Source organism: Flavobacterium labens, from assembly GCF_048286755.1.
GTDB lineage: Bacteria > Bacteroidota > Bacteroidia > Flavobacteriales > Flavobacteriaceae > Flavobacterium.
In genome coordinates this window covers 68,178-88,581 of sequence record NZ_JBLVPL010000005.1, presented here as the reverse complement: position 1 = coordinate 88,581, position 20,404 = coordinate 68,178, and the positions used below count along the sequence as shown (strand labels likewise).

The 20,404-nt window shown below is 33.2% G+C and carries 20 protein-coding genes; 2 read left to right on the top strand and 18 right to left on the bottom strand.

Annotation, left to right across the window (positions count from 1 at the left end):
* Positions 1–54 precede the first annotated feature (54 nt).
* Positions 55–1,710: a M1 family metallopeptidase gene (locus tag ACNQF8_RS11890; RefSeq protein ID WP_417952470.1), complete on the top strand. Its 1,656-nt coding sequence runs from the start codon at positions 55–57 to the stop codon at positions 1,708–1,710.
* Positions 1,711–1,781: 71 nt separating this feature from the next.
* Here the strand turns inward: ACNQF8_RS11890 and ACNQF8_RS11885 are convergent, their stop codons facing one another.
* The 16 genes from ACNQF8_RS11885 to ACNQF8_RS11810 form a co-directional block, all read right to left on the bottom strand.
* A complete protein-coding gene (locus tag ACNQF8_RS11885) occupies positions 1,782–2,657 on the bottom strand; it encodes a sugar phosphate isomerase/epimerase family protein (RefSeq protein ID WP_315209904.1) in 876 nt (291 codons plus the stop codon).
* Positions 2,658–2,676: 19 nt separating this feature from the next.
* Complete coding sequence (locus ACNQF8_RS11880; RefSeq protein WP_417953626.1) at positions 2,677–3,570, bottom strand: hydroxypyruvate isomerase family protein; 894 nt, start codon at positions 3,568–3,570, stop codon at positions 2,677–2,679.
* A gap of 9 nt (positions 3,571–3,579) precedes the next feature.
* Positions 3,580–4,818 (bottom strand): nucleoside permease, encoded by a 1,239-nt coding sequence (locus tag ACNQF8_RS11875; RefSeq protein WP_417952468.1) that lies wholly within the window; start codon positions 4,816–4,818, stop codon positions 3,580–3,582.
* Positions 4,819–4,878: 60 nt separating this feature from the next.
* Positions 4,879–5,616 carry a 3-keto-disaccharide hydrolase gene (locus ACNQF8_RS11870; RefSeq protein WP_417952466.1) on the bottom strand — a complete coding sequence of 246 codons (738 nt, stop codon included), beginning with the start codon at positions 5,614–5,616 and terminating at the stop codon, positions 4,879–4,881.
* A gap of 32 nt (positions 5,617–5,648) precedes the next feature.
* Positions 5,649–7,106 carry a Gfo/Idh/MocA family protein gene (locus ACNQF8_RS11865; RefSeq protein WP_417953625.1) on the bottom strand — a complete coding sequence of 486 codons (1,458 nt, stop codon included), beginning with the start codon at positions 7,104–7,106 and terminating at the stop codon, positions 5,649–5,651.
* Positions 7,107–7,209: 103 nt separating this feature from the next.
* Positions 7,210–7,584, bottom strand: a complete 375-nt coding sequence (locus ACNQF8_RS11860) for a c-type cytochrome (protein WP_315209891.1) — start codon at positions 7,582–7,584, stop codon at positions 7,210–7,212.
* 19 nt (positions 7,585–7,603) lie between these two features.
* Positions 7,604–8,656 (bottom strand): sugar phosphate isomerase/epimerase family protein, encoded by a 1,053-nt coding sequence (locus ACNQF8_RS11855; protein ID WP_417952464.1) that lies wholly within the window; start codon positions 8,654–8,656, stop codon positions 7,604–7,606.
* 38 nt (positions 8,657–8,694) lie between these two features.
* Positions 8,695–9,858 (bottom strand): Gfo/Idh/MocA family protein, encoded by a 1,164-nt coding sequence (locus ACNQF8_RS11850; protein WP_417953624.1) that lies wholly within the window; start codon positions 9,856–9,858, stop codon positions 8,695–8,697.
* Between the two features lie 10 nt (positions 9,859–9,868).
* The gene (locus tag ACNQF8_RS11845; RefSeq protein WP_315209882.1) at positions 9,869–11,572 is read right to left on the bottom strand and encodes a GMC oxidoreductase; all 1,704 of its coding nucleotides are present in this window, start codon (positions 11,570–11,572) and stop codon (positions 9,869–9,871) included.
* 52 nt (positions 11,573–11,624) lie between these two features.
* Positions 11,625–12,188, bottom strand: a complete 564-nt coding sequence (locus tag ACNQF8_RS11840) for a gluconate 2-dehydrogenase subunit 3 family protein (RefSeq protein WP_417952458.1) — start codon at positions 12,186–12,188, stop codon at positions 11,625–11,627.
* A gap of 481 nt (positions 12,189–12,669) precedes the next feature.
* Positions 12,670–13,860, bottom strand: a complete 1,191-nt coding sequence (locus tag ACNQF8_RS11835; RefSeq protein WP_417953623.1) for a hypothetical protein — start codon at positions 13,858–13,860, stop codon at positions 12,670–12,672.
* A gap of 15 nt (positions 13,861–13,875) precedes the next feature.
* On the bottom strand, positions 13,876–14,706 hold the full coding sequence (locus ACNQF8_RS11830) for a type 1 glutamine amidotransferase (protein WP_315209875.1): 831 nt from the start codon (positions 14,704–14,706) through the stop codon (positions 13,876–13,878).
* A gap of 40 nt (positions 14,707–14,746) precedes the next feature.
* The gene (locus ACNQF8_RS11825; protein ID WP_417952454.1) at positions 14,747–15,853 is read right to left on the bottom strand and encodes a carboxylate-amine ligase; all 1,107 of its coding nucleotides are present in this window, start codon (positions 15,851–15,853) and stop codon (positions 14,747–14,749) included.
* A gap of 150 nt (positions 15,854–16,003) precedes the next feature.
* Positions 16,004–16,951 carry an ATP-grasp domain-containing protein gene (locus tag ACNQF8_RS11820; protein WP_417953622.1) on the bottom strand — a complete coding sequence of 316 codons (948 nt, stop codon included), beginning with the start codon at positions 16,949–16,951 and terminating at the stop codon, positions 16,004–16,006.
* 18 nt (positions 16,952–16,969) lie between these two features.
* Positions 16,970–17,683, bottom strand: coding sequence for an esterase family protein (locus ACNQF8_RS11815; RefSeq protein WP_315209871.1), 714 nt, complete (start codon positions 17,681–17,683; stop codon positions 16,970–16,972).
* 296 nt (positions 17,684–17,979) lie between these two features.
* Positions 17,980–18,378, bottom strand: a complete 399-nt coding sequence (locus tag ACNQF8_RS11810) for a glyoxalase (protein ID WP_417952451.1) — start codon at positions 18,376–18,378, stop codon at positions 17,980–17,982.
* A gap of 69 nt (positions 18,379–18,447) precedes the next feature.
* Between ACNQF8_RS11810 and ACNQF8_RS11805 the strand changes: the two genes are divergently transcribed.
* A complete protein-coding gene (locus ACNQF8_RS11805; RefSeq protein WP_417952450.1) occupies positions 18,448–18,831 on the top strand; it encodes an acyl-CoA thioesterase in 384 nt (127 codons plus the stop codon).
* Positions 18,832–18,865: 34 nt separating this feature from the next.
* On the opposite strand, the gene ACNQF8_RS11800 is transcribed toward ACNQF8_RS11805, so the two are convergent.
* Both ACNQF8_RS11800 and ACNQF8_RS11795 read right to left on the bottom strand, forming a co-directional pair.
* Positions 18,866–20,122: a mechanosensitive ion channel family protein gene (locus ACNQF8_RS11800; protein ID WP_417952449.1), complete on the bottom strand. Its 1,257-nt coding sequence runs from the start codon at positions 20,120–20,122 to the stop codon at positions 18,866–18,868.
* Positions 20,115–20,393: a DUF3817 domain-containing protein gene (locus tag ACNQF8_RS11795; protein WP_417952448.1), complete on the bottom strand. Its 279-nt coding sequence runs from the start codon at positions 20,391–20,393 to the stop codon at positions 20,115–20,117. Before ACNQF8_RS11795 ends, ACNQF8_RS11800 begins: the two co-directional genes overlap by 8 nt.
* Positions 20,394–20,404 lie beyond the last annotated feature (11 nt).

Sequence of the window (20,404 nt, the reverse complement as noted above, 5' to 3'; positions counted from 1 at the left end):
CAGGAAGTTTATTTCTAAATTTTAAAGTTTATTTTTGTCAAAAGCACATTCACTATGAAAAAACAATTCTGTCTTATTTTTATCTCTTTTGCTATTTTTAATGGAGCAAAAGCGCAAGGACTTTTGGAAGAAAAAGAGGAAATATTCACCAGACAAGATACTTTACGTGGCAGTATCACTAAAGAAAGAATGTGGTGGGATGTAAAAAACTACCATCTTGATATAAAAGTAAATCCTGCTGATAGCACTATTTCAGGCTCAAATACAATAAAATATCAAGTTGTTCAGGAATACAATAGGATGCAAATTGATTTGCAAAATCCAATGCAAATTTATAAAGTCATTCAAGATGGTAAGGTTTTAAAATACAGCAGAGAAGGAAATGCTTTTTTTGTTGAATTAATTGCTCCTCAAACCAAAGGTGCTGTAAAAGAACTGACAGTATTTTACGGAGGAAAGCCAAAAGTTGCTGTAAATCCGCCTTGGGACGGAGGAATTACTTGGAAGAAAGACAATAACGGTAACCCTTTTATTGCATCTTCCTGTCAAGGATTGGGAGCCAGTGTTTGGTGGCCGAACAAAGATCACATGTATGACGAAGTGGAAAATATGTTGATCAGTGTAAATGTTCCTAAAAATTTGACTAATGTTTCCAATGGACGTTTACTAAGTGAAAAGCAATTAAAGGATGGTACTAAAACCTACAATTGGTATGTTTCTAATCCAATCAATAATTATGGAGTAAACATAAACATAGGGGATTATGTTTCGTTTTCAGAAAAGTATAAAGGAGAAAAAGGAGATTTAGATTGTACCTATTACGTTTTGCGAGACAATTTGGCGAAAGCTAAAAAACAATTTCAAGATGTTCCAAGGATGCTAAAAGCTTTTGAACATTGGTTTGGACCGTATCCTTTTTATGAAGACAGCTATAAGTTAGTTGAAGCTCCGTATTTAGGAATGGAACATCAAAGTAGCGTAACGTATGGAAATGGTTTTCAAAACGGTTATAGAGGCAGGGATTTAAGCGGTACGGGTTGGGGATTAAAATTTGATTTTATCATTATCCATGAATCTGGACATGAGTGGTTCGCTAATAATATCACATACAAAGATATTGCTGATATGTGGATTCATGAGAGTTTTACAAACTATTCAGAAAGTCTTTTTGTAGAATATTACTATGGAAAAGAAGCTGGATTTGAATATGTTCTGGGAACCAGAAAAGGAATAAAAAATGACAAACCAATTATAGGAAATTATGATGTTAACAACGAAGGCTCTGGTGATATGTATCCAAAAGGAGGGAACATGTTACATACTTTACGCCAAATTGTAAATAATGATGAAAAATGGAGAGGCATATTAAGAGGCTTAAACAGTACTTTTTATCACCAAACAGTTACTACAAAACAAATTGAAGATTATTTAAGTCAGCAAGTTGGAATCGATTTGTCTACCGTCTTTAATCAGTATTTAAGAGACACCAGAATTCCTACATTAGAATATTTTTTCAAGGACAATCAGTTGGGCTATCGATGGACAAATTGCGTTGCTGGTTTCAACATGCCAGTTAAAGTAACGCTGAATGGAAAAGAAGAATTACTCCAACCAGAGACAGAATGGAAAAATGTTCCATCAAATAATGAAAATTCAAAACTGGAAATAGATAAAAACTTTTATGTAGCCAGTTTTAATATTACGGAGTAAGTTAAAGAATAAATTATAAAAAAAGGGATACTTATTGTATCCCTTTTTTTATTCAATTTTTCTAAAAATATTTAGATTAAATTTTTCTTAATGTAATTAAAACTTGTTGTAGCAGATTCTATTGGATTTGGTTTATAGTTGGACTCGTGTTCCAAAAAGAAACGTTTCATTCCAGATAGTTTAGCTTCTGCAAAAATCGATTTGAAATCAATAGTTCCCGTTCCTATTTCAGCATTCCAATCCGGATTTCCTTTATCCATATCTTTTACGTGCCACATTGTGAAACGTCCTGGATATTTTTTGAATAATTGTAATGGATCATTTCCTGAACGAACTACCCAATATAAATCCAATTCAAAATCAACTAAATTTTTATCAGTTTCATTTAATAGAATCTCATATCCATTGGTTGAACCAAATTTTGTAAATTCAAAATCATGATTGTGATATGCTAATTTTAAGCCGCCAGCTTTACAAAGTTCACCCACTTTATTAATTTGTACTGCTAATTTTTTGTAGGCATCACCGGTAGTTCCTCTCAATTCTGAAACTATATAAGGTACAGTTACGTACTCGCTACCTAATAAATTGGCAGTTTCTATGTAATTTTGAACTAAATCCGTCGAACCATCTTTGATCATCGAATTAAAATCAAAATGATTACTTGTGGCTTTTAAATCATTATCATCCAATATCATTTTAAAATCACGAACCGAGGTTCCAAAAAAACCTTTGTCGGCTGAGTAACCAAAAGTTTCAACTTCACAAAATCCAGCTTTACCAACTTGGGACAAAACTCCTTTGACATCTTTTGGTAATGTATCGCGTAGCGTCCATAACTGAATTCCGATAGCTCTCTTTTTTGATTCAAAAGCAAATGTAGGGGCAATGGCTAATGCGCCTAATGCTAAACCAGTATTTATTAAAAATTCTCTTCTTTTTATCATGGGTTATTTTTTAGATTAGTTAAATATCACAAATTGCAATGGCCTGTTTCAATGAAGCTAGTTTGTCTGGGTTTTTAGGAATAAATTCTTGTCCTACAAAACCTTTAAAACCAGTTTTTGCAATTGCTTTCATTATTGCTTCGTAATTTAATTCTTGTGTATTATCAATTTCATTTCGTCCCGGAACACCGGCAGTATGAAAATGTGCAATATATTGATTATTGTCTCTTATGTTTCTAATCACATCACCTTCATCAATTTGCATGTGATAAATATCATAAAGAAGTTTAAAGTTCTCGGAGTTTAAACGTTTTGCTAATTCTACTCCCCATGATGTCCTGTCACATTGGTAATCTTTATGGTCAATTTTACTGTTTAACAATTCCATCACTAATATCACATTATGCTTTTCAGCAAGTGGAAGTAGTTTCTGTAAACCAATAACGCAATTATCCCAACCTTCCTCATCTGTTTTTCCTCTTCGACTTCCGCTAAAACAAATCAGATTTTTATAACCGGCTTCTGCCACGAACGGAATCATTTCGGTATAATTTTTTATAAGTGTTTCATGAAATTTTATATCATTGAAACCATCTACTAAATTAATCTCAGCACCGTTACACATTGTAGAAACTAAATCATATTTTTTCAGTGTAGGCCAATCTTTTGGTCCAACTAAATCAATACCTGTAATCCCTATTTTTTTAGCCTCTATACAAAGCGTATCCAAATCAAGACTATCAAAACACCACCGAGAAACGGAGTGATTTATATTTCCTTTCAACGTACCTAATTGTGCTTCTGTATTATTCATTGGCATAGCCAAAGCAGAAAATCCAGAAGGAATTCCCATAGCCGCTGTTCCGGCTAAAATTCCTTTTATGGCAGATCTTCTATTTAAATTAGTGCTCATTTTTTATTTTTATACAGCAGAAGAAGTATCTTCAACTTTGTTTTTTTCATTGAATAAAAGTGCAAAAAGTAGGAACACAACTATAGCAATTCCAGCAGGAATTATCCACACCATTTGCCAATTTACAGCACCGTCAGCCATTTTGTAATTATCAGTTATCCAGCCTGCAACTGCAAAACCAATTAACATACCAACTCCGTAAGTAGCTAGTGTGATTAGACCTTGAGCAGCACTTTTATATTTTTCTCCTGCTTTTGAATTGGTATAGATTTGACCAGAAACAAAAAAGAAATCATAACAAATACCGTGTAAAGCAATACCTATAATAAGCATGAAGCTTAAATCATCTCCATTTCCATAAGCAAATAAAACATAACGAATTGCCCATGCTAACATTCCTACCAAGATGGTTTTCTTGAAACCAAAACGGGTAAAAAACACAGGAATCAATAATAAAAATAGTGCTTCAGATATTTGACCAATTGCCATTTTTCCTGTAGGATTTTCAACTCCTGCTTCCGTTAAAAAGAGATTCGCATTTTGATAATAAAAAGCAAGAGGTATACAAATTAGAATAGAAGAAACAAAAAAGATAGCGAAGTTTTTATCTTTCAATAATTTCAAAGCATCAAGACCTATAATATCTCCGATTTTTATTTTTTCATCACTTACTTTTGGAGGTGTTTTTGGTAATGAAAAACTAAACAGACCTAATATTAATGCAGCAATACCAGCTAGTAAAAAGGTGTTTTTAAGTAAACCTGAACTTATTCCTTCAGCAGAATCCCAATGAAATAAATAACTTATTGAAAGTCCCGCAATAATCCAACCGATTGTTCCCCAGACTCTGATATTAGCAAACTCTTTCTCAGGATCTTTCATTTGATTAAAAGAAACAGAATTTACTAAAGCCAATGTTGGCATGTATAAAATCATATAACTCAAAACGTAGGTATAGAACATTCCAACCTCTTCTGACTGATACATTTGATACATTAGAAAAGCTCCGATAAGATGAAGTATTCCTAAAATTTTCTCTGCATTAAAATAGCGGTCAGCTATTAATCCTATAATGAAAGGAGCAACAATTGCGCCCCATGATTGTGTTGAAAAAACGGCAGCAGTTTCTGAACCTGATGCTTTTAAATTATTTCCAAGAAATGTTCCAAGGGTTACAAACCATGCGCCCCAGATAAAAAATTCTAGGAACATCATTATTGATAATTTTATTCGGGTGGTGCTATTCATTATTTTTTATTTTGGTTTTAATTTTTTTGGTTTTGGTTATTTTTAATTTTAAGATATTAATTACATACCCGCTTCACATCCAGTTGTAATTTTCATAGAATTCCATTCTTTTATCTGAATGTTTCTGAACCATACATTATCTCCGTGATCTTGTAGTGCAATTTTCCCTTTTTTGAATGCTGCAAAACCTGACCAAGTAGCAAATTTACTTCCTGCTACCAAAGTTTTAAAATTAGCATCCCAAAGTGTAGTTTCAACTACTTTAACTCCATTCAATAACATTGTCAGTTTTCCGAATTTACATACAATATCAACAGAATTCCATTCTCCAACGGGTTTAACAGGCTCCGAAGTACTTTTGATTAAATCATATAAATCACCAGCTCTGTGTTTTTCAATTTTAGCATCGGGATGACCATTATTATCCAATACTTGCATTTCTAATCCTGTTTCATAGGTGTTTTTGAACTTTGTCAAATCCTCATTCACATAAAAAATAATACCGCTATTGGCATTTGCTGCGACTTTCCATTCTAATTTTAAATGAAAATTTTCGTATTCTACATCAGTTACCAAATCGCCTCCTTGTCCATTTTGTGCAGCAGTAGGATCAAAATGCAATACACCATCTTCAACTTTCCAACCGGAACCAGCAGTTTTTTTTCCGTAAGTATGCCATCCTGTTGTAGATTGTCCATCAAATATTGATTTAAATCCTTTTGCTATTGGAGCTTGTTGTGCATTTGCGGTTTGAATCATTATCATAACAATTAATGAAGTACAAATATTTTTAATCATTTTTAAATTTTTGAATTAATAATTAATCTTGTTTATAAAGTTAAAGCTTTCCAACCTTGACGATAATCACGTTTTACAAATTGATTAACTTCATCAAAATTGGTAATTTTCATAGCATCATTATCCCATAATAATTTTGCAGAACGTCCTGGATACACTTCTTCTCCAAGTTCTTCTCTCATCACATCGTAACCTCTGATTGCAAGATTTGCCATCAATAAAGCTTCAGTTAATGGTCCGGCAATTTCAAAAGGAGAACTTAATTCTTTTTTCCCGTAACCTGCAATTGCGGCTTCAACCCATTGTCTGTAATGACCTTCGGAGCCATCCTTTACTCTGCTATATTTTTGAGCAACATTGAGATTTTCATTTTTACTAAGAGGAAGTAAACGAGGATTTAAACCATAGGTATCACACATCATTTTTCCTTTAGTTCCAGTGAATAATGTTCCATTTCCACCATCGCCAAAAATTTCATTAGGCCCTAATTCAGAAGGTCTTTCAGGTTGAATTCCTCCATCCATCCAGTGTACTGCTATGTCACCATTTGTTTTCTCAGTTTTTGGAAAAGTTAAGGTTACGTGACTTGAAGGAGGACAACTTTCAGGGAAATAACCTCTTTGAAATTCATCTACATAAACAGAACCAACACTGCATTGAACATCTTTTGCATATTTTAAGTTCAATACACTAAAAGGAGCTTCCAATAAATGGCAACCCATATCTCCTAATGCACCAGTGCCGTAATCCCACCAACCTCGCCAGTTGAATGGTACTAATTTGTTTACGTATTCTTTGTAAGGAGCTGTTCCTAACCAAAGATCCCAATCTAATTCTTTTGGAATGTCCGCTTTATTGGCAGACCAAGGAATACCTTGAGGCCAAACTGGTCTGTCGGTCCAGGCATGAATTGTGTGAACATCTCCAATTAAACCCGCTTCATACCATTCTTTCATTATTCTGGTACCATCATTTGAGGCACCCTGATTTCCCATTTGGGTTACCACTTTATATTTTTTGGCAGCTTGAGTCAAAATACGCGCTTCGTACATATCATGTGCCATAGGTTTTTGAACATAAACATGTTTGCCTAATTGCATTGCGGCTAGTGCTTGTATAGCATGATTATGATCCGGAGTAGAAACTGAAACGGCATCGAAATTTTTATGTTCTTTGTCTAACATTTCACGCCAATCCTTGTAGAATTTAGCTTTGGGAAATGCATTTACACTTGCAGCGGCTCTTCGGGTATCAACATCACATAAAAATGAAATATCAGCTCTTCCGCTACTGGCAAACATAGCAATATCAGATTTTCCTTTTCCACCAACCCCAATACTTGCTATTGATAAACGGTCACTTGGTGCTACGAACCCTCTTCCTAAAACATGACGGGGAACAATCATAAAAGCTGCAGCAGCTATAGCCGTAGTTTTTATAAAATCACGACGGTTATTTATGATTTTATTCTCTTCTTCTTTTTGTTTCATTTATTTTTAATACGGTTATGTTAATAGTAAAAAAATAGTCTTATAAATGAAATACTTTTCAATATTCTAAAATTATTTTAGAATATTGAAAAGTACTATAGAATTATTTTTTCAGTGATAAAATATACTTTGCCATAGAAGTTGCATCAGTTTTTTTCAAAGATGAATGCGCTGACATAGGAATTGTTCCCCAAACACCAGATCCACCTTTTATGATTTTACCTGATAAATAAGCAACATTTTTATCATTAGATGGATATTTTTTTGCAATATCTAAATAGGAGGGACCTATTAGTTTTTTGTCTAATTTATGACATCCAATACAATCCGATTTAGCAATAAGTTTTTCACCTTCTGATGTTTGAAAAACAGTATTTGTTAATTTATTTGGAGTAGTATATTTTGTGTCTAAATCATCATTAGAAAATGAGGTTAAGCTAATTAAAGCAACCCCAAAAAGTAAATATTTTAATTTCATTTTTATTTCTATTTAAGTTTTATAATCCTAAGTTTTTTCTATTAAAAGCTTTATTTGTTTCCACAGCAGCAAAATCATCAAATGCTTTGTCGGTAACTTTTATAATATGATTTTTTATAAATTCGGCACCTTCGCGTGCTCCATCTTCTTGATTTTTTATGCAACATTCCCATTCCATAACTGCCCAACCTTTGAAATCATATTGTGCTAGCTTGCTGAAAATAGTTTTAAAATCAATTTGACCATCTCCAGGTGAACGATAACGTCCAGCACGGTTTACCCAACTTTGATATCCTCCAAAAGTTCCTTGCTTCCCAGTAGGGTTAAACTCGGCATCCTTTACATGAAAGGCTTTGATTCTTTCATGGTAAAAATCAATGTATTGAATATAATCTAACTGTTGCAATACAAAATGTGACGGATCATACAGCAAACAAGCTCTGGAATGGTTATTTACAGCCTTCAAAAACATTTCATAGGTTTCTCCATCAAATAAATCTTCTCCTGGATGAATTTCATAGCAAAGATCAATCCCATTTTGATCAAACTCATTTAAAATTGGCAACCAACGTTTTGCTAATTCAGCAAAACCGTCTTCAACTAAGCCCGGAGGCCTTTGTGGCCAAGGGTGAAAATATTGCCAAAGCAAAGATCCGCTAAAAGTTGCATGTGCATTTAAGCCTAAATTTTGGGATGCTTTTGCAGCATATTTCAATTGTTGAACAGCCCATTCTTGTCTGGCTTTAGAATTACCATGTACATTTACCGGAGCAAAAGCGTCAAAAAAGTCATCATAAGCCGGATGAACTGCAACTAACTGACCTTGTAAATGCGTTGATAATTCCGTGATTTCTAATCCGTAAGAAGCAATTGTACCTTTAAGTTCATCGGCATATGTTTTACTTTCTGCAGCCTTTTGCAAATCAATGAATCGAGTATCTAATGTTGGCATTTGAATACCTTTAAAACCCAAATCAGCGGCCCATTTACATATTCCATCTAAGGAATTAAAAGGAGCTTCGTTACTGATAAATTGGGCTAAAAATACTGCAGGACCTTGTATTGTTGTCATATTATATTTTGTCTAAAACTTTTATGAATTCCTTTTTATTACAAAACGTAAGGAGTCCATTTTTTATCAGATTGTGATGATGCTACTACGTTATCTATAAATGCCATTCCTCTTAATCCATCTTCAACAGAAGGGAAATCTAACATTTCAGGGGTAGGTTCCGTACCATCTAATTTACAACCCAATGTTAATGCAAAGTTGCGATAAATATTAGCAAATGCTTCTAAATAACCTTCTGGATGTCCGCCGGGAGTGCGACAATTATGGGTTGCAAATGAAGATAAATGAGATCCATAATTAGATCCCGCTCTTAAAATTTGTGCAGGCTCATCTAACCACCTAACCATTAAAGTATTTGGTTCGTGTTGAAACCATTCGATTCCACCTTTTTCACCATAAACTCTAATTTTCAAAGCATTTTCTTCTCCGGCAGCAACTTGCGATGCAATTAAAACTCCTTTTGCACCATTATCAAACTTCAATAATACTGCACCATCATCATCCATTACACGACCTTCGACTAATGTGTTCAATTCAGCACAGACATCTGTAATTTTAGCACCCGTAATATATTCCGCTAAATGTGATGCATGTGTTCCAATGTCACCCATTACAGAACTTTTTCCTGATTTTGTAGGATCTGTTCTCCAAGCAGCTTGTGCATTTCCTTCTCTTTCAGATAGTTTACTTAACCATCCTTGAGGATATTCTACTAAAACTTTTCTAATCTTACCTAGTTTTCCTTCTCTGATCATTGCTTTCGCTTGTTTGACCATTGGATAGCCTGAATAGGTATGTGTTAAACAAAGTAATAATCCTGTCTCTTCTACTTTTTGTTTCAATAGTTTTGCTTCTTCTAATGAAAAAGTCATTGGTTTTTCAATTACTACATTAAAACCATGCTCCAAAGCCATCATTGCAGGTGCAAAATGTGCAAAATTTGGAGTAACAATACTAACAAAATCTATTCTTTCGTCAGTAGGTAAAGCCGCTTCAGCTTTAATCATTTCATCATACGTTAAGTACGTTCTTGATTCTGGAAGAAACAAGGCTTTACCAGATGCAATTGCGGTTTCTGGCTTTATACTTAATGCACCACAACTTAATTCAATTAGTCCATCCATATTGGCGGCTAAGCGGTGAATTGCACCTATAAATGCATCTTGGCCACCACCGACCATGCCCATTCTTAATTTTCTCATAATGATGAACCTAAATATTTCCTTTTTTTAATTCTTTTACTGCATAATCACAGGCACGAGCCGTTAAAGCCATAAATGTTAATGATGGATTTTGACAAGCGATAGAAGGCATACAAGAACCATCTGTAACAAATACATTACTAACTTCATGCATTTGATTCCATTTATTTAAAACTGAATCTTTAGGGTCATTCCCCATTCTGGCAGTACCCATTTCGTGTATAGCCATTCCGGGATAATAATCGTTATCATATGTTTTTACATTTTTGATTCCTGAAGCTTCCAGCATTTCTGCAGCGTCATTCATCATATCTTCCCGCATTTTAGCTTCGTTATCCTTGGTTTCGCAGTCAATTGCTAAAACAGGTTGACCCCATTTATCTTTTTTGCTGTGATCAATGTAAACCCTATTTTCGTAATAAGGTAACATTTCCCCAAATCCGCCCAATCCCATACTCCAGGAATCAGCAGGTAAAGACATCGTATCTTTGAAATCACCACCAAAAGCCAATTCAGCAACTTCTTTATGCCATAATCCTCTGCTCGCACCACCTTGATAACCAAAACCTCTTAAATAATCACGTTTATCACCACCTACATTTTGATATCGTGGAATATAAATTCCGTTAGCTCTTCTTCCGTAAGTGTATTTATCTTCAAAACCTTCAGCACTTCCTTCAGCACCACAACGGAAATGATGATCCATTAAATTATGTCCTAATTGTCCACTCGCGTTACCCATTCCATTTGGATGTGCCTCTGAAGTAGAATTTAATAAAAGGAAGGTTGATCCTAATGTAGATGCGTTCACAAAAACAATTTTGGCATAAAACTCCATAGTTTCATTTGTTTCTGCATCAATAACCATTACACCTTTTGCTTTTTTGGTGTCTTTATCATAAATAATATGATTTACAATAGAGTAGGGTCTAACCGTTAATCTATTAGTAGCCATAGCAGCAGGTAATGTAGATGATTGTGTTGAGAAATAAGCTCCAAACGGGCAACCACGACTACATAAATTTCTATATTGACAACTACCACGTCCTTTATGAGGTACAGTTAAGTTAGCCGTACGTCCTATAGTAAGAATACGTGTTTTGTTATAATGTTTTTCAAGTCTTTCTTTAACTGATTTTTCTACACAATTTAAATCCATTGGAGGTAAAAATTTACCATCTGGTAATAAAGGCCAGTTTTCAGCTTGCCCACTGATTCCTACAAATTTCTCCACATAATCGTACCATTTAGTAAGGTCTTTATAGCGAATAGGCCAGTCATTTCCATGCCCATCTTTGGCATTATCTTCAAAATTATGATCACTAAAACGATAACTTTGACGACCCCACATTAAAGATTTTCCTCCAACATGAAATCCTCTGTACCAGTCAAAACGTTTGTCTTCTGTATACGGGCATTCCAAGTCATTAACCCACCATTTTTCGGTAGCTTCATTATATGGATAATCCCGAGTTTGTACTGGATGTGTTCTTTTTTGTTCTTCGGTCATTTTTCCGGCATGCTCAAATTCCCAAGGAGCTTTCATTGCAGATTCATAATCTGTAATGTGTTCAATATTCATTCCGCGTTCTAACATCAAAACTTTTAAACCTTTTTCGGTAAGTTCTTTTGCAGCCCAACCACCACTAATTCCTGATCCTACTACAATAGCATCGTATGTATTTTCCGCTTTTAAATTGGTATTTATATTCACGTCTAGTTTTTTTATTTAATTAAATAGTTTAAAACAAAAGATTCAATAACAATTAGTTGGTAGCCCAAGCTTTTTGTCCAGGTTTGTATTCAGCACTTCCATCGTATCTACCAGGAACAGGAAGATATTCACGTGCTTGTGTACATCCTATTTCTGAAGAGTAATAACCCAGAAGGGTCAAATCTCTTGCGATCAAAAAGAAAGAAGGTGCTTTTTGATTTGCAATTGTTTCGTCTCTTAAAGCTCCCATCAATTTCTGACGTTCTTCTATTGACATTGCCAAGAAATCTTTATTGAAATCTTTCAAACATTTTGCCTGCATATCTTTCATTCCAGAAGCAAAAATCTCTTGCATTTGTAATGGATAACAATCTTTAATCATCATAGGAATAAAAGCGCCAAGTCCTGCGGCTTTAGCTCCTGGTGAAGATGCTGTCGTCGGTATAATGATATCGGCAAATTCAGCTAAAACTTCCTCATCCGAAGCAGAAAAAAATACTCGATTCTTCTCTTTTTCAGGCAAAGTAAAACTTTCAAATAAAACGCCCATAGTAGTTGCTGAGATTGCGCTTCCCATCAAAAACGCAACGCTTTTAAGTGCTTCTCTTCTATTCATTTGTTAATTATTAAAATTGTTTATTATTTTTAAATTATTATAACCTTACAATAATAAAGAAAAAAAAAACACCTTAATTTTTTTTATGTTAATTTATTGAATAATTCCATTTTTTTCAAATTATTAAGGGAATCACATAAAAAAATTCATTAAACACTATCTCTAATCTATTAAAACAAGAAAAAAAATATATTTTTAAAAATTAAGTGTGCTTAAAAATCTGTTTTACTAGGGTTTTTAGTTTTATTTAGTCAGTTATAACTTATGAAATTTCAATCAATTTCCATTTTAAAGAATTTCAATGCGTTAAAATGACATTATCACCAAAAAATAAACTTAAAAGTGAATTTTAAATAGTGTCCATAAATAGACACTACAATTAAGAATTGAATTACTTATTTGAAACGGAATAAAAGTAAAAAATGGAATGAAAATAGTGTTGAGAGGTAACTACGTTTAAAACTTGATTTAATAAAAAGATCTATCTTTCAAATAATCCAAGCGTCCCGCCAACCCAATCTTTATCTTTATTGAATTTTACGCCTATCATTTCTCCACGACTCAATCGAACCAAATTGCAAAGTAGAGTAGGTGCAACGTAGTCTTTTTTCCAAACACAAAGCACACGCACTTCGGCTTTTACTTTTCCATCAGGAGATTGAACAATAGGAAGATAGTTTACTTTTTTTTGAAGAATATAAAGTTCTTTTTCGACAACTGATTCAATATCTTCTTTTGTAACATGAAAAACAACTCCTGTTCCTGAGAAGGAAAAGAGTGGTTTTAGAACATAATTTTCTAAATCTTTAGGAATTTCTTTGAGTTCACTTAATAATGTAGTTTCAATAAAATATTTTCCTTTTAAAAATGGTAAAATAAATTTACTGATTCGAAAAAACCAATTAGGATGTCCAGCCCATTCTACATCAAGTTCATCAGAGAAATGAAAATTTAATTTTAAATCAGTACGCAAATCCAATTCATCAAAAATAACCCTGTTATAGATTCTTTTTACTCGGATTTCATCACCTTTTTCGTTTTTATAGAACAGTTGTTTGCCTTTCTTTATGAGTTCAGTAACGCAAACTATGGGTATACCAATATCTCTTCGGCAATAATAAAAATCAATTTTGGTATTTTGTTTTTCAGGTTCAATTTCGAGTAGAATAACATTCTCTTTTGGATGCTTATTACAAATCGCATCCTCTAAAATATCAAGATATTCCTGAGGTTCAATGTTATTGATAAATGGGGTTAACTCACCAAGAAAAGGATAGTGGTTCTTGAATTTTTCATACAAATTAATCTGATAATTGTATAATGAAGGAAAACCTTGCACTTCAATAAGTTTAGGAATAACAACTCCGTCTTCTAAACAAATTCCAAAATCAATTGCTAGAAAAGTCGTATGTTTATCCTCATTTGGAACTTTATGATTTAGTTCTAATGATTTATCTGTAAGCGACTTAAAGTCTTCTTTCTGAATGAAAGCTATAACTTCATTACAGCCTTCAATCAATTGTGCTTTTAGCTCATTTGAAATAAAAAAAGGAGTTTCACCTAATCTAAAAGTAGGCATATAGTTAAAATCGGAAGCAATATCATCTTTAAATTCCTGATATTTTTTTTCTGTAAATTGAGCATTAAATAACTCCCGATATTTTGAAATCATCTCGAAATGAATTTATTAATTAGAAAGTATTTTCTTGGTTTTCATCAAGTCATTGATAGCAGTTCTTAGAAAATTTGGAATCAAGGTTTCATTAGTTCTGTATATTTTATCATCATCTAATAGATCTTCCAGCATGTTTCTAAACTTTCTTTTCCCTTTCATAGCCCTAATTTTTTCTTTTGCCTGTTTGTTTCTCAAATGAGAGACAAAGCTTATAGGATCTGCTTCGGGATGAAATTGTGTACCTACAAAATAGTCCGTAAAACGAACCGCCATAATAGCACGCTCGTATTGAACATGGTCTCTAATTTTTTCCAGTGAAATAATTTTAGCTCCTTTTTTGGCAAAAACACTAAGTTTTGGTTGTACTACTTGATAATCTCTGGAATCTATAGCGTAAAAAGGATCTGCTAGCCCTTCAAATAAAGGGTCTGTGAGCCCTTCTTTGGTTTTATGAATTGTCATTACACCAAAAGAAGTATCATTTCTTCGGGTCACAGTGGCCAATCCAAAATGCAAGCAAGCCATTTGAAAAGAATGGCAAATAAACAGTACGTGTTTTTTAACTGCATTTTCACTATTCCATTTATTCAACGAATCAATAAAAGCATAATATTTCACATCCCAATTTCCGTCACCAATCAATGGATTTCCCGGACCTCCGGTTGAAATATAAATATCAAATTCTTTAATATCCGGCAATTCACATTTTACCCTAACATCGAATATTTCAAAACTAACTACTGGACTAAACCTGTTTACAACATCAATTATACAACGCATCCCCTGGTTAGGTTCCCCTTTGTACATATCTAAAAGCGCTATTTTTATAATTTTATTCGACATAACTATTTTTAAAAAACAATGCGCAAAGATAATTTATATTTTATAATCCCCTTGTAAATTCGCCAGTTATAAAGTCTACCACTTTGGAAAGATCACCTGTTTCTTCAAAAACGGTTAATTGTTTGTCTGCTCCGGTTCCATTTTTCAAAATTTCATGAACATAATTAATATCTTCACGGCTTCCTAATTCATCAACAACATCATCAATAAAATCTAACAATTCTAAGATAAGCATTTTGGTTTCCACTTCTTTTTGCAATCCAAAATCAATCATATTATTATCAATTCCATAACGAGCTGCACGAAATTTATTTTCCTTTATCAAAGCCAATCGATAAATATTGAAACTCGTATTATTCATGTTTAATTTGTAGAGTTTAGCCACAATTGCTTGAATAATAGCTACAATACAAATGGTTTCATCAACCGTTAAACACATATCACAAATCCTAAATTCTATCGTATTATAAAACGGATGCAAGCGTAAATCCCACCAAATTTTCTTTGGATTATCGATGCAATTTGTTTTTACCAGAGTCTCTAAATAATTCTCATAGGAACTCACCGAGTCAAAATATTCCGGCAATCCAGTTCTTGGAAATTTGTCAAAAACTTTAGTTCTAAACGATTTATAGCCTGTTTTTCTGCCTTCCCAAAAAGGGGAATTTGTCGAAAGTGCAAATATATGAGGTAGGAAATACGTAGCCTGATTCATCAATTGCAAACCAATTTCACGGTTTTCAATTCCTACATGACAATGCATTCCAAAAATCAAATTAGAGCGTGCCGCATCCTGCAATTCATTAACAATATCGTGGTATCTTGGGTCGTCAGTTATGGGTTGATCCTGCCATTTTGAAAAAGGATGCGTTCCGGCACCACCAACAATAAGATCTTGTTTATCCGCTAATTCCACAATTTTAGAACGTAAAAACCGAATTTCATTTTTGGCATCATTAACACTATTACAAATATTAGTCCCTACTTCCACCACAGATTGGTGCATTTCAGCCTTAACTTGCTCATTCAAAATTATTTTGGCACCATCAACAATTTTTGATAAATGCGACCGCAAATCTCTTGTTTCAGGGTCAATAATTTGATATTCTTCTTCCACACCAAGTGTGAAAATGGGTAATTTTTTCATTAATTTATTTTTTTTAGGAGCTATTTACTCCGTCAGTTCGCTTCGCTCGTGTCCACTTTCCGTTTCAATCTTTTTTGTCCTGAAAAAGTTCAGGACAAAAAAGGATTTTCACTGCAATCAGGGCTAGGGCATTCGACAATCGATAGAATCTTATTTCCCTCCAGCAGCATCTTTTATAAAAGTTCCCCAAGTCAAATTTATCTTTCCTGGCTTTTGTTTTTTTGCGGCAGCGATAGCCATTTTTGCAGATTCTTCCACTACCCATTCAAAATTCTCAGCACCCACCGAAGTCAATTCAGCATCAGGCGCGGGATTTCCAAAATCAATAGCATATGGTATTCCGTCACGAACTGCGAATTCTACCGTATTAAAGTCATATCCTAAACCTTTGCAAAGGCGTAAAGTGTAGTCTTTTATAGTTGCTAATAATTTTTTATCTACTGGTGGACCATCAATTACATAACGCAAATGATGTGGATTTCTTGGTTCGTATTGCATAATTCGAACAGCTTTACAACCCAAACAATACACCCTGAAATACTCAGTAAAAACAATTTCTTCTTGTAACATCATCACTAGTTGCCCAGTTTCCTGATGTTTTTCCCAAAACTCTTCTTTGTTTTCTAATCTGTAAACATTTTTCCAACCGCCACCAGCATACGGCTTCATGTAAGCTGGAAATCCTATATAATCAAAGATTCCTTCCCAGTCCATTGGGTATTTTAAATTTCGGAATGATTTTCCGGTGGTATCAGTAGGATGTTCCGCCGAAGGAAGAATTACCGTATTAGGCAACGGAACTCCAAGGGTATCAGCCAAAGCATTGTTGAAAAATTTATCATCAGCACTCCACCAAAAAGGATTGTTAATTACATTAGTTCCAGTTAAAGCAGCATTTTTTAGATAAGCGCGATAAAAAGGAACGTCTTGCGAAATTCGATCAATAATTACAGCATATTCGCCGTCTTTATTTTGAACCACTTTATCAATAGCAACCGCTTCAGCAATGATTCCTTTTTCGTTTTTTGAATTGACACGATCAATAAATGCTTGCGGAAAGGTGTCTTCCATTCCAAATAAAATTCCGATTTTTTTCATCTTGATGTGTTTATAATTTTAAAAAAATTTAATTCTTGATAAATAATGTGGAAACATTTCTTTCCAAACAGGCCAGTCGTGCTTTCGTTCCTGGCGAATATCTAGCCAGTGATGTATGTTTCGGTCACTTAAAACTTTGCTTAATTTTAGATTAGCATCAAAACAAATGTCCCAATTAGAAGTTCCTAAAACGATATCCATATTCCACAATTCATAATCATCAAGGCCGTACAAATAGTCTTCAGGACTGTTATAAAAAACATCATCATTGTGAAAACCATCCATAAAACTTTTAATATTGAAAGCGCCGCTCATCGAGAACATATGACTCACATAACCTGGATGGCGAAAAGCAAAATTTGCCGCATGATAACCTCCAAAACTGCAACCCGCGACAACAACTTTTCCTGAGGAAGTATTATTCTTTACTTTTTCAACAATTTCATGACAAATCATTTTATCATACCTGACATGATTTTCTATGCGATGTATGGGATGAATATTTTTATTGTAAAAACTGTCTTTGTCGATACTGCCCGGACAAAATATTTGGATTAAACCCTGATCGATATACCATCTTGCGGAATCAATCAATCCCATATCTTTATTTTCATGGTAACTACCCATCGAAGTAGGAAATAAAATAATAGGATATCCTGCGTGTCCAAAAACTAACATTTCAATATCCCTGTTAAGATTGGGTGAATGCCATTTGAAATATTCTTCCTTCATAACTTTATTTTTAACAATTATAATGAAAAAATTCGTGCAAATGACATAAATATTTATGCTTAATTAAGATTTATTATATAAAACATTACGATTATCAAATCGTAATTAAATTGTAAAATTTGAATCAATTTCCTGCTGTTTTTTAAATTATAAACAACAAATCAATTCCTTTTAACATATTTCTAAAAACAAAAAAATCTAACGATTTCAAAAAAAACCGATGGGATTGTACTAAAATTACGGCTTTACATGCCTTTAACTAAATAATGCAAAAAAATAGGATTACTTTTTTTTAATTATTGTTTTGATTCAAACAATTGGACTTGACTTTTTAGTCTTTCAATTAGCATACTCATCATTCTTTTATTGATATTAGATGAGTTTTTTATGTAAATGGCATACTCATCTAAAGTAAATAATGCGATTATCATTCCTTTTAAAGCATTTCTAAACTTGATGTCTTTTTGGATTGCATTTTCTATCACCGATAATTTTTTTTCTACGGTGTAGTTATAAAAGTCAGCTTTGTTTTTTGCTACATAATTAATGAATGAAGCTATAAATAAATCATTTTGCAGCTTTAAAATAGGTCTAAGTACCTCATTTTGAAATGATTCTTCTGTTGAGGATTGATTGGTTACGGAACCTATTGTTTGTCCTCGGAATTCTTTTAAAAAAGTATCGCGTTCGCTCATGTTTTTTTCTTTAAAAATAGAGAAAATAGCCATAAGAAAAGTTTATTTTTGCATATATAAAGAAAAAATATGCGATTTCATACTAGGAAATGGGTAAAGCCAGAAGATTTAAACCCTAACGGAACTTTATTTGGGGGTAAATTATTAGCTTGGATTGATGAAGAATTGGCTTTATACACCATCATCCAATTAGAAAACACCAGAATAGTTACCAAGTACATGTCTGAAATTAATTTCAGAAGTTCAGCAAAACAGGGCGATATTGTAGAAATTGGTATTGATGTTTTAAAATTTGGAAATACTTCACTAACACTAAAATGTGAAGCTAGAAACATGATGACTCGCGAAACAATTATCACCATTGACCATACTACAATGGTAAATTTAGATGCTGACGGTAAACCAAAAGCGCATGGAAAAAAAATGATAGAATTTGTTAAAGATCGATTGTAATTTCCGTTGCCTTTAAGAAAAACATAAAATGATTTTATGTTTTTAAATCATTTTCAGTGGCGGTTTCAAAAATTTCTAAATCAAAATATCCAACTGAAGCAATAATATGATCAAATATATCCGACATGATGTATTCATAATTCTCAAATCGTTTGTCATGTGAAAATGCGTAAACCTCAAGTGGAACTCCATGTGAAGTAGATTGCAATTGACGACAAAGCATCAGCATCTCTTTATTTAATCCCGGATAATTGAATAAATATTCCGTGATATACTTTCTAAACAAGCCTAAATTGGTCAAATTTCGTCCGTTAATAGCAATTGATTTATCAATTTTATTGATAGTGTTATACTCGTCTATTTCTAATTTTCGAGTGTCAATATAATCTGATATAAGATGTATTTTCTTCAGGTCACTCAATTCTGCTTCTTCCAAAAATCGGATGCTGCTCGTTTTAATAAGAATGTGTCTTTTGATACGTCTTCCATCTGAATTCAGCATTCCGCGCCAGTTTTGAAACGAATCGGAACTTAAACTGTATGTTGGAATTGTGGTAGTAGTATTGTCAAAATTTCGAACTTTTACTGTTGCCAAATTGATTTCAATTACATCTCCATCGGCACCAAATCTATCCATCGTAATCCAATCGCCAATGCGAACCATATCATTTATGGATACTTGAACGCTGGAAACAAAACCTAAAATTGTATCCCTGAAAATCAAGATTATTACAGCAGAAACAGCTCCCAAAATGGTTAAAAGCTCTTTTTGGTCAATATCAAATAATTTAGAAATAATAACCGTAATCCCAACAGCCCATAAGACAATCATGATTACCTGAATAAAACTGTCAATAGGTTTATCGCTGTATCTTGGTTTTAGCTTTAAATAATCTCGTAATGCATTGAAAATGGTTCGGATAATCCATAAAACAAGTAATACAATATAAATGCCTACAAGTTTTCCAAAAACACCTTCCCAATATTCATATCGTTCCAGAATAATTGGAACCGATTTATAAATAAACAATAGCGGAATTAAATGTGCAATGTATTTAGCCGTTTTATTGGACACTAATAAATCATCAAATTTGGTTTTAGTTTTCTGGGCGATTACCGCCATAATCGTTACCAAAATAAGACGGAAAACAACATAAATTGCATATGCCAATACGCAAAGCATAACAATATTTATAAGCAGACTCAGATAAGAAGCAAAACTGCTCCCCAATCCCCATTTTCTGAATATAGGATATAGAAAATTAAATATTTTTTCTATTAATTTATACATTTTTCAAGTATTTTCTTTCTATGTAAAAAGTCCCAAAAGGAGGGATTGACGCAATACAAATGATAAAATACTTTTTGAAATCCCACTTTTCACTAAACTTTAAAATTGTTGCTAAAATAATGTAGGCAGTAAATAATACACCGTGAGCCATTCCAATGTGTTTGACATAAATAGGATCATTAAAAATGTATTTCATTGGCATAGCAAAGAAAAATAACAGTAAGGCAGATATACCTTCTACTATTGCTGTAACCTTAAAAATCTTAAGCATTTATTTTTTTT

Excerpts from the sequence above, each read along its gene's own strand:
- ACNQF8_RS11890 (WP_417952470.1), top strand. The coding sequence starts at position 55 with ATGAAAAAACAATTCTGTCTTATTTTTATCTCTTTTGCTATTTTTAAT.
- ACNQF8_RS11885 (WP_315209904.1), bottom strand. The coding sequence starts at position 2,657 with ATGATAAAAAGAAGAGAATTTTTAATAAATACTGGTTTAGCATTAGGC.
- ACNQF8_RS11880 (WP_417953626.1), bottom strand. The coding sequence starts at position 3,570 with ATGAGCACTAATTTAAATAGAAGATCTGCCATAAAAGGAATTTTAGCC.
- ACNQF8_RS11875 (WP_417952468.1), bottom strand. The coding sequence starts at position 4,818 with ATGAATAGCACCACCCGAATAAAATTATCAATAATGATGTTCCTAGAA.
- ACNQF8_RS11870 (WP_417952466.1), bottom strand. The coding sequence starts at position 5,616 with ATGATTAAAAATATTTGTACTTCATTAATTGTTATGATAATGATTCAA.
- ACNQF8_RS11865 (WP_417953625.1), bottom strand. The coding sequence starts at position 7,106 with ATGAAACAAAAAGAAGAAGAGAATAAAATCATAAATAACCGTCGTGAT.
- ACNQF8_RS11860 (WP_315209891.1), bottom strand. The coding sequence starts at position 7,584 with ATGAAATTAAAATATTTACTTTTTGGGGTTGCTTTAATTAGCTTAACC.
- ACNQF8_RS11855 (WP_417952464.1), bottom strand. The coding sequence starts at position 8,656 with ATGACAACAATACAAGGTCCTGCAGTATTTTTAGCCCAATTTATCAGT.
- ACNQF8_RS11850 (WP_417953624.1), bottom strand. The coding sequence starts at position 9,858 with ATGAGAAAATTAAGAATGGGCATGGTCGGTGGTGGCCAAGATGCATTT.
- ACNQF8_RS11840 (WP_417952458.1), bottom strand. The coding sequence starts at position 12,188 with ATGAATAGAAGAGAAGCACTTAAAAGCGTTGCGTTTTTGATGGGAAGC.
- ACNQF8_RS11835 (WP_417953623.1), bottom strand. The coding sequence starts at position 13,860 with ATGATTTCAAAATATCGGGAGTTATTTAATGCTCAATTTACAGAAAAA.
- ACNQF8_RS11830 (WP_315209875.1), bottom strand. The coding sequence starts at position 14,706 with ATGTCGAATAAAATTATAAAAATAGCGCTTTTAGATATGTACAAAGGG.
- ACNQF8_RS11825 (WP_417952454.1), bottom strand. The coding sequence starts at position 15,853 with ATGAAAAAATTACCCATTTTCACACTTGGTGTGGAAGAAGAATATCAA.
- ACNQF8_RS11820 (WP_417953622.1), bottom strand. The coding sequence starts at position 16,951 with ATGAAAAAAATCGGAATTTTATTTGGAATGGAAGACACCTTTCCGCAA.
- ACNQF8_RS11815 (WP_315209871.1), bottom strand. The coding sequence starts at position 17,683 with ATGAAGGAAGAATATTTCAAATGGCATTCACCCAATCTTAACAGGGAT.
- ACNQF8_RS11810 (WP_417952451.1), bottom strand. The coding sequence starts at position 18,378 with ATGAGCGAACGCGATACTTTTTTAAAAGAATTCCGAGGACAAACAATA.
- ACNQF8_RS11805 (WP_417952450.1), top strand. The coding sequence starts at position 18,448 with ATGCGATTTCATACTAGGAAATGGGTAAAGCCAGAAGATTTAAACCCT.
- ACNQF8_RS11800 (WP_417952449.1), bottom strand. The coding sequence starts at position 20,122 with ATGTATAAATTAATAGAAAAAATATTTAATTTTCTATATCCTATATTC.
- ACNQF8_RS11795 (WP_417952448.1), bottom strand. The coding sequence starts at position 20,393 with ATGCTTAAGATTTTTAAGGTTACAGCAATAGTAGAAGGTATATCTGCC.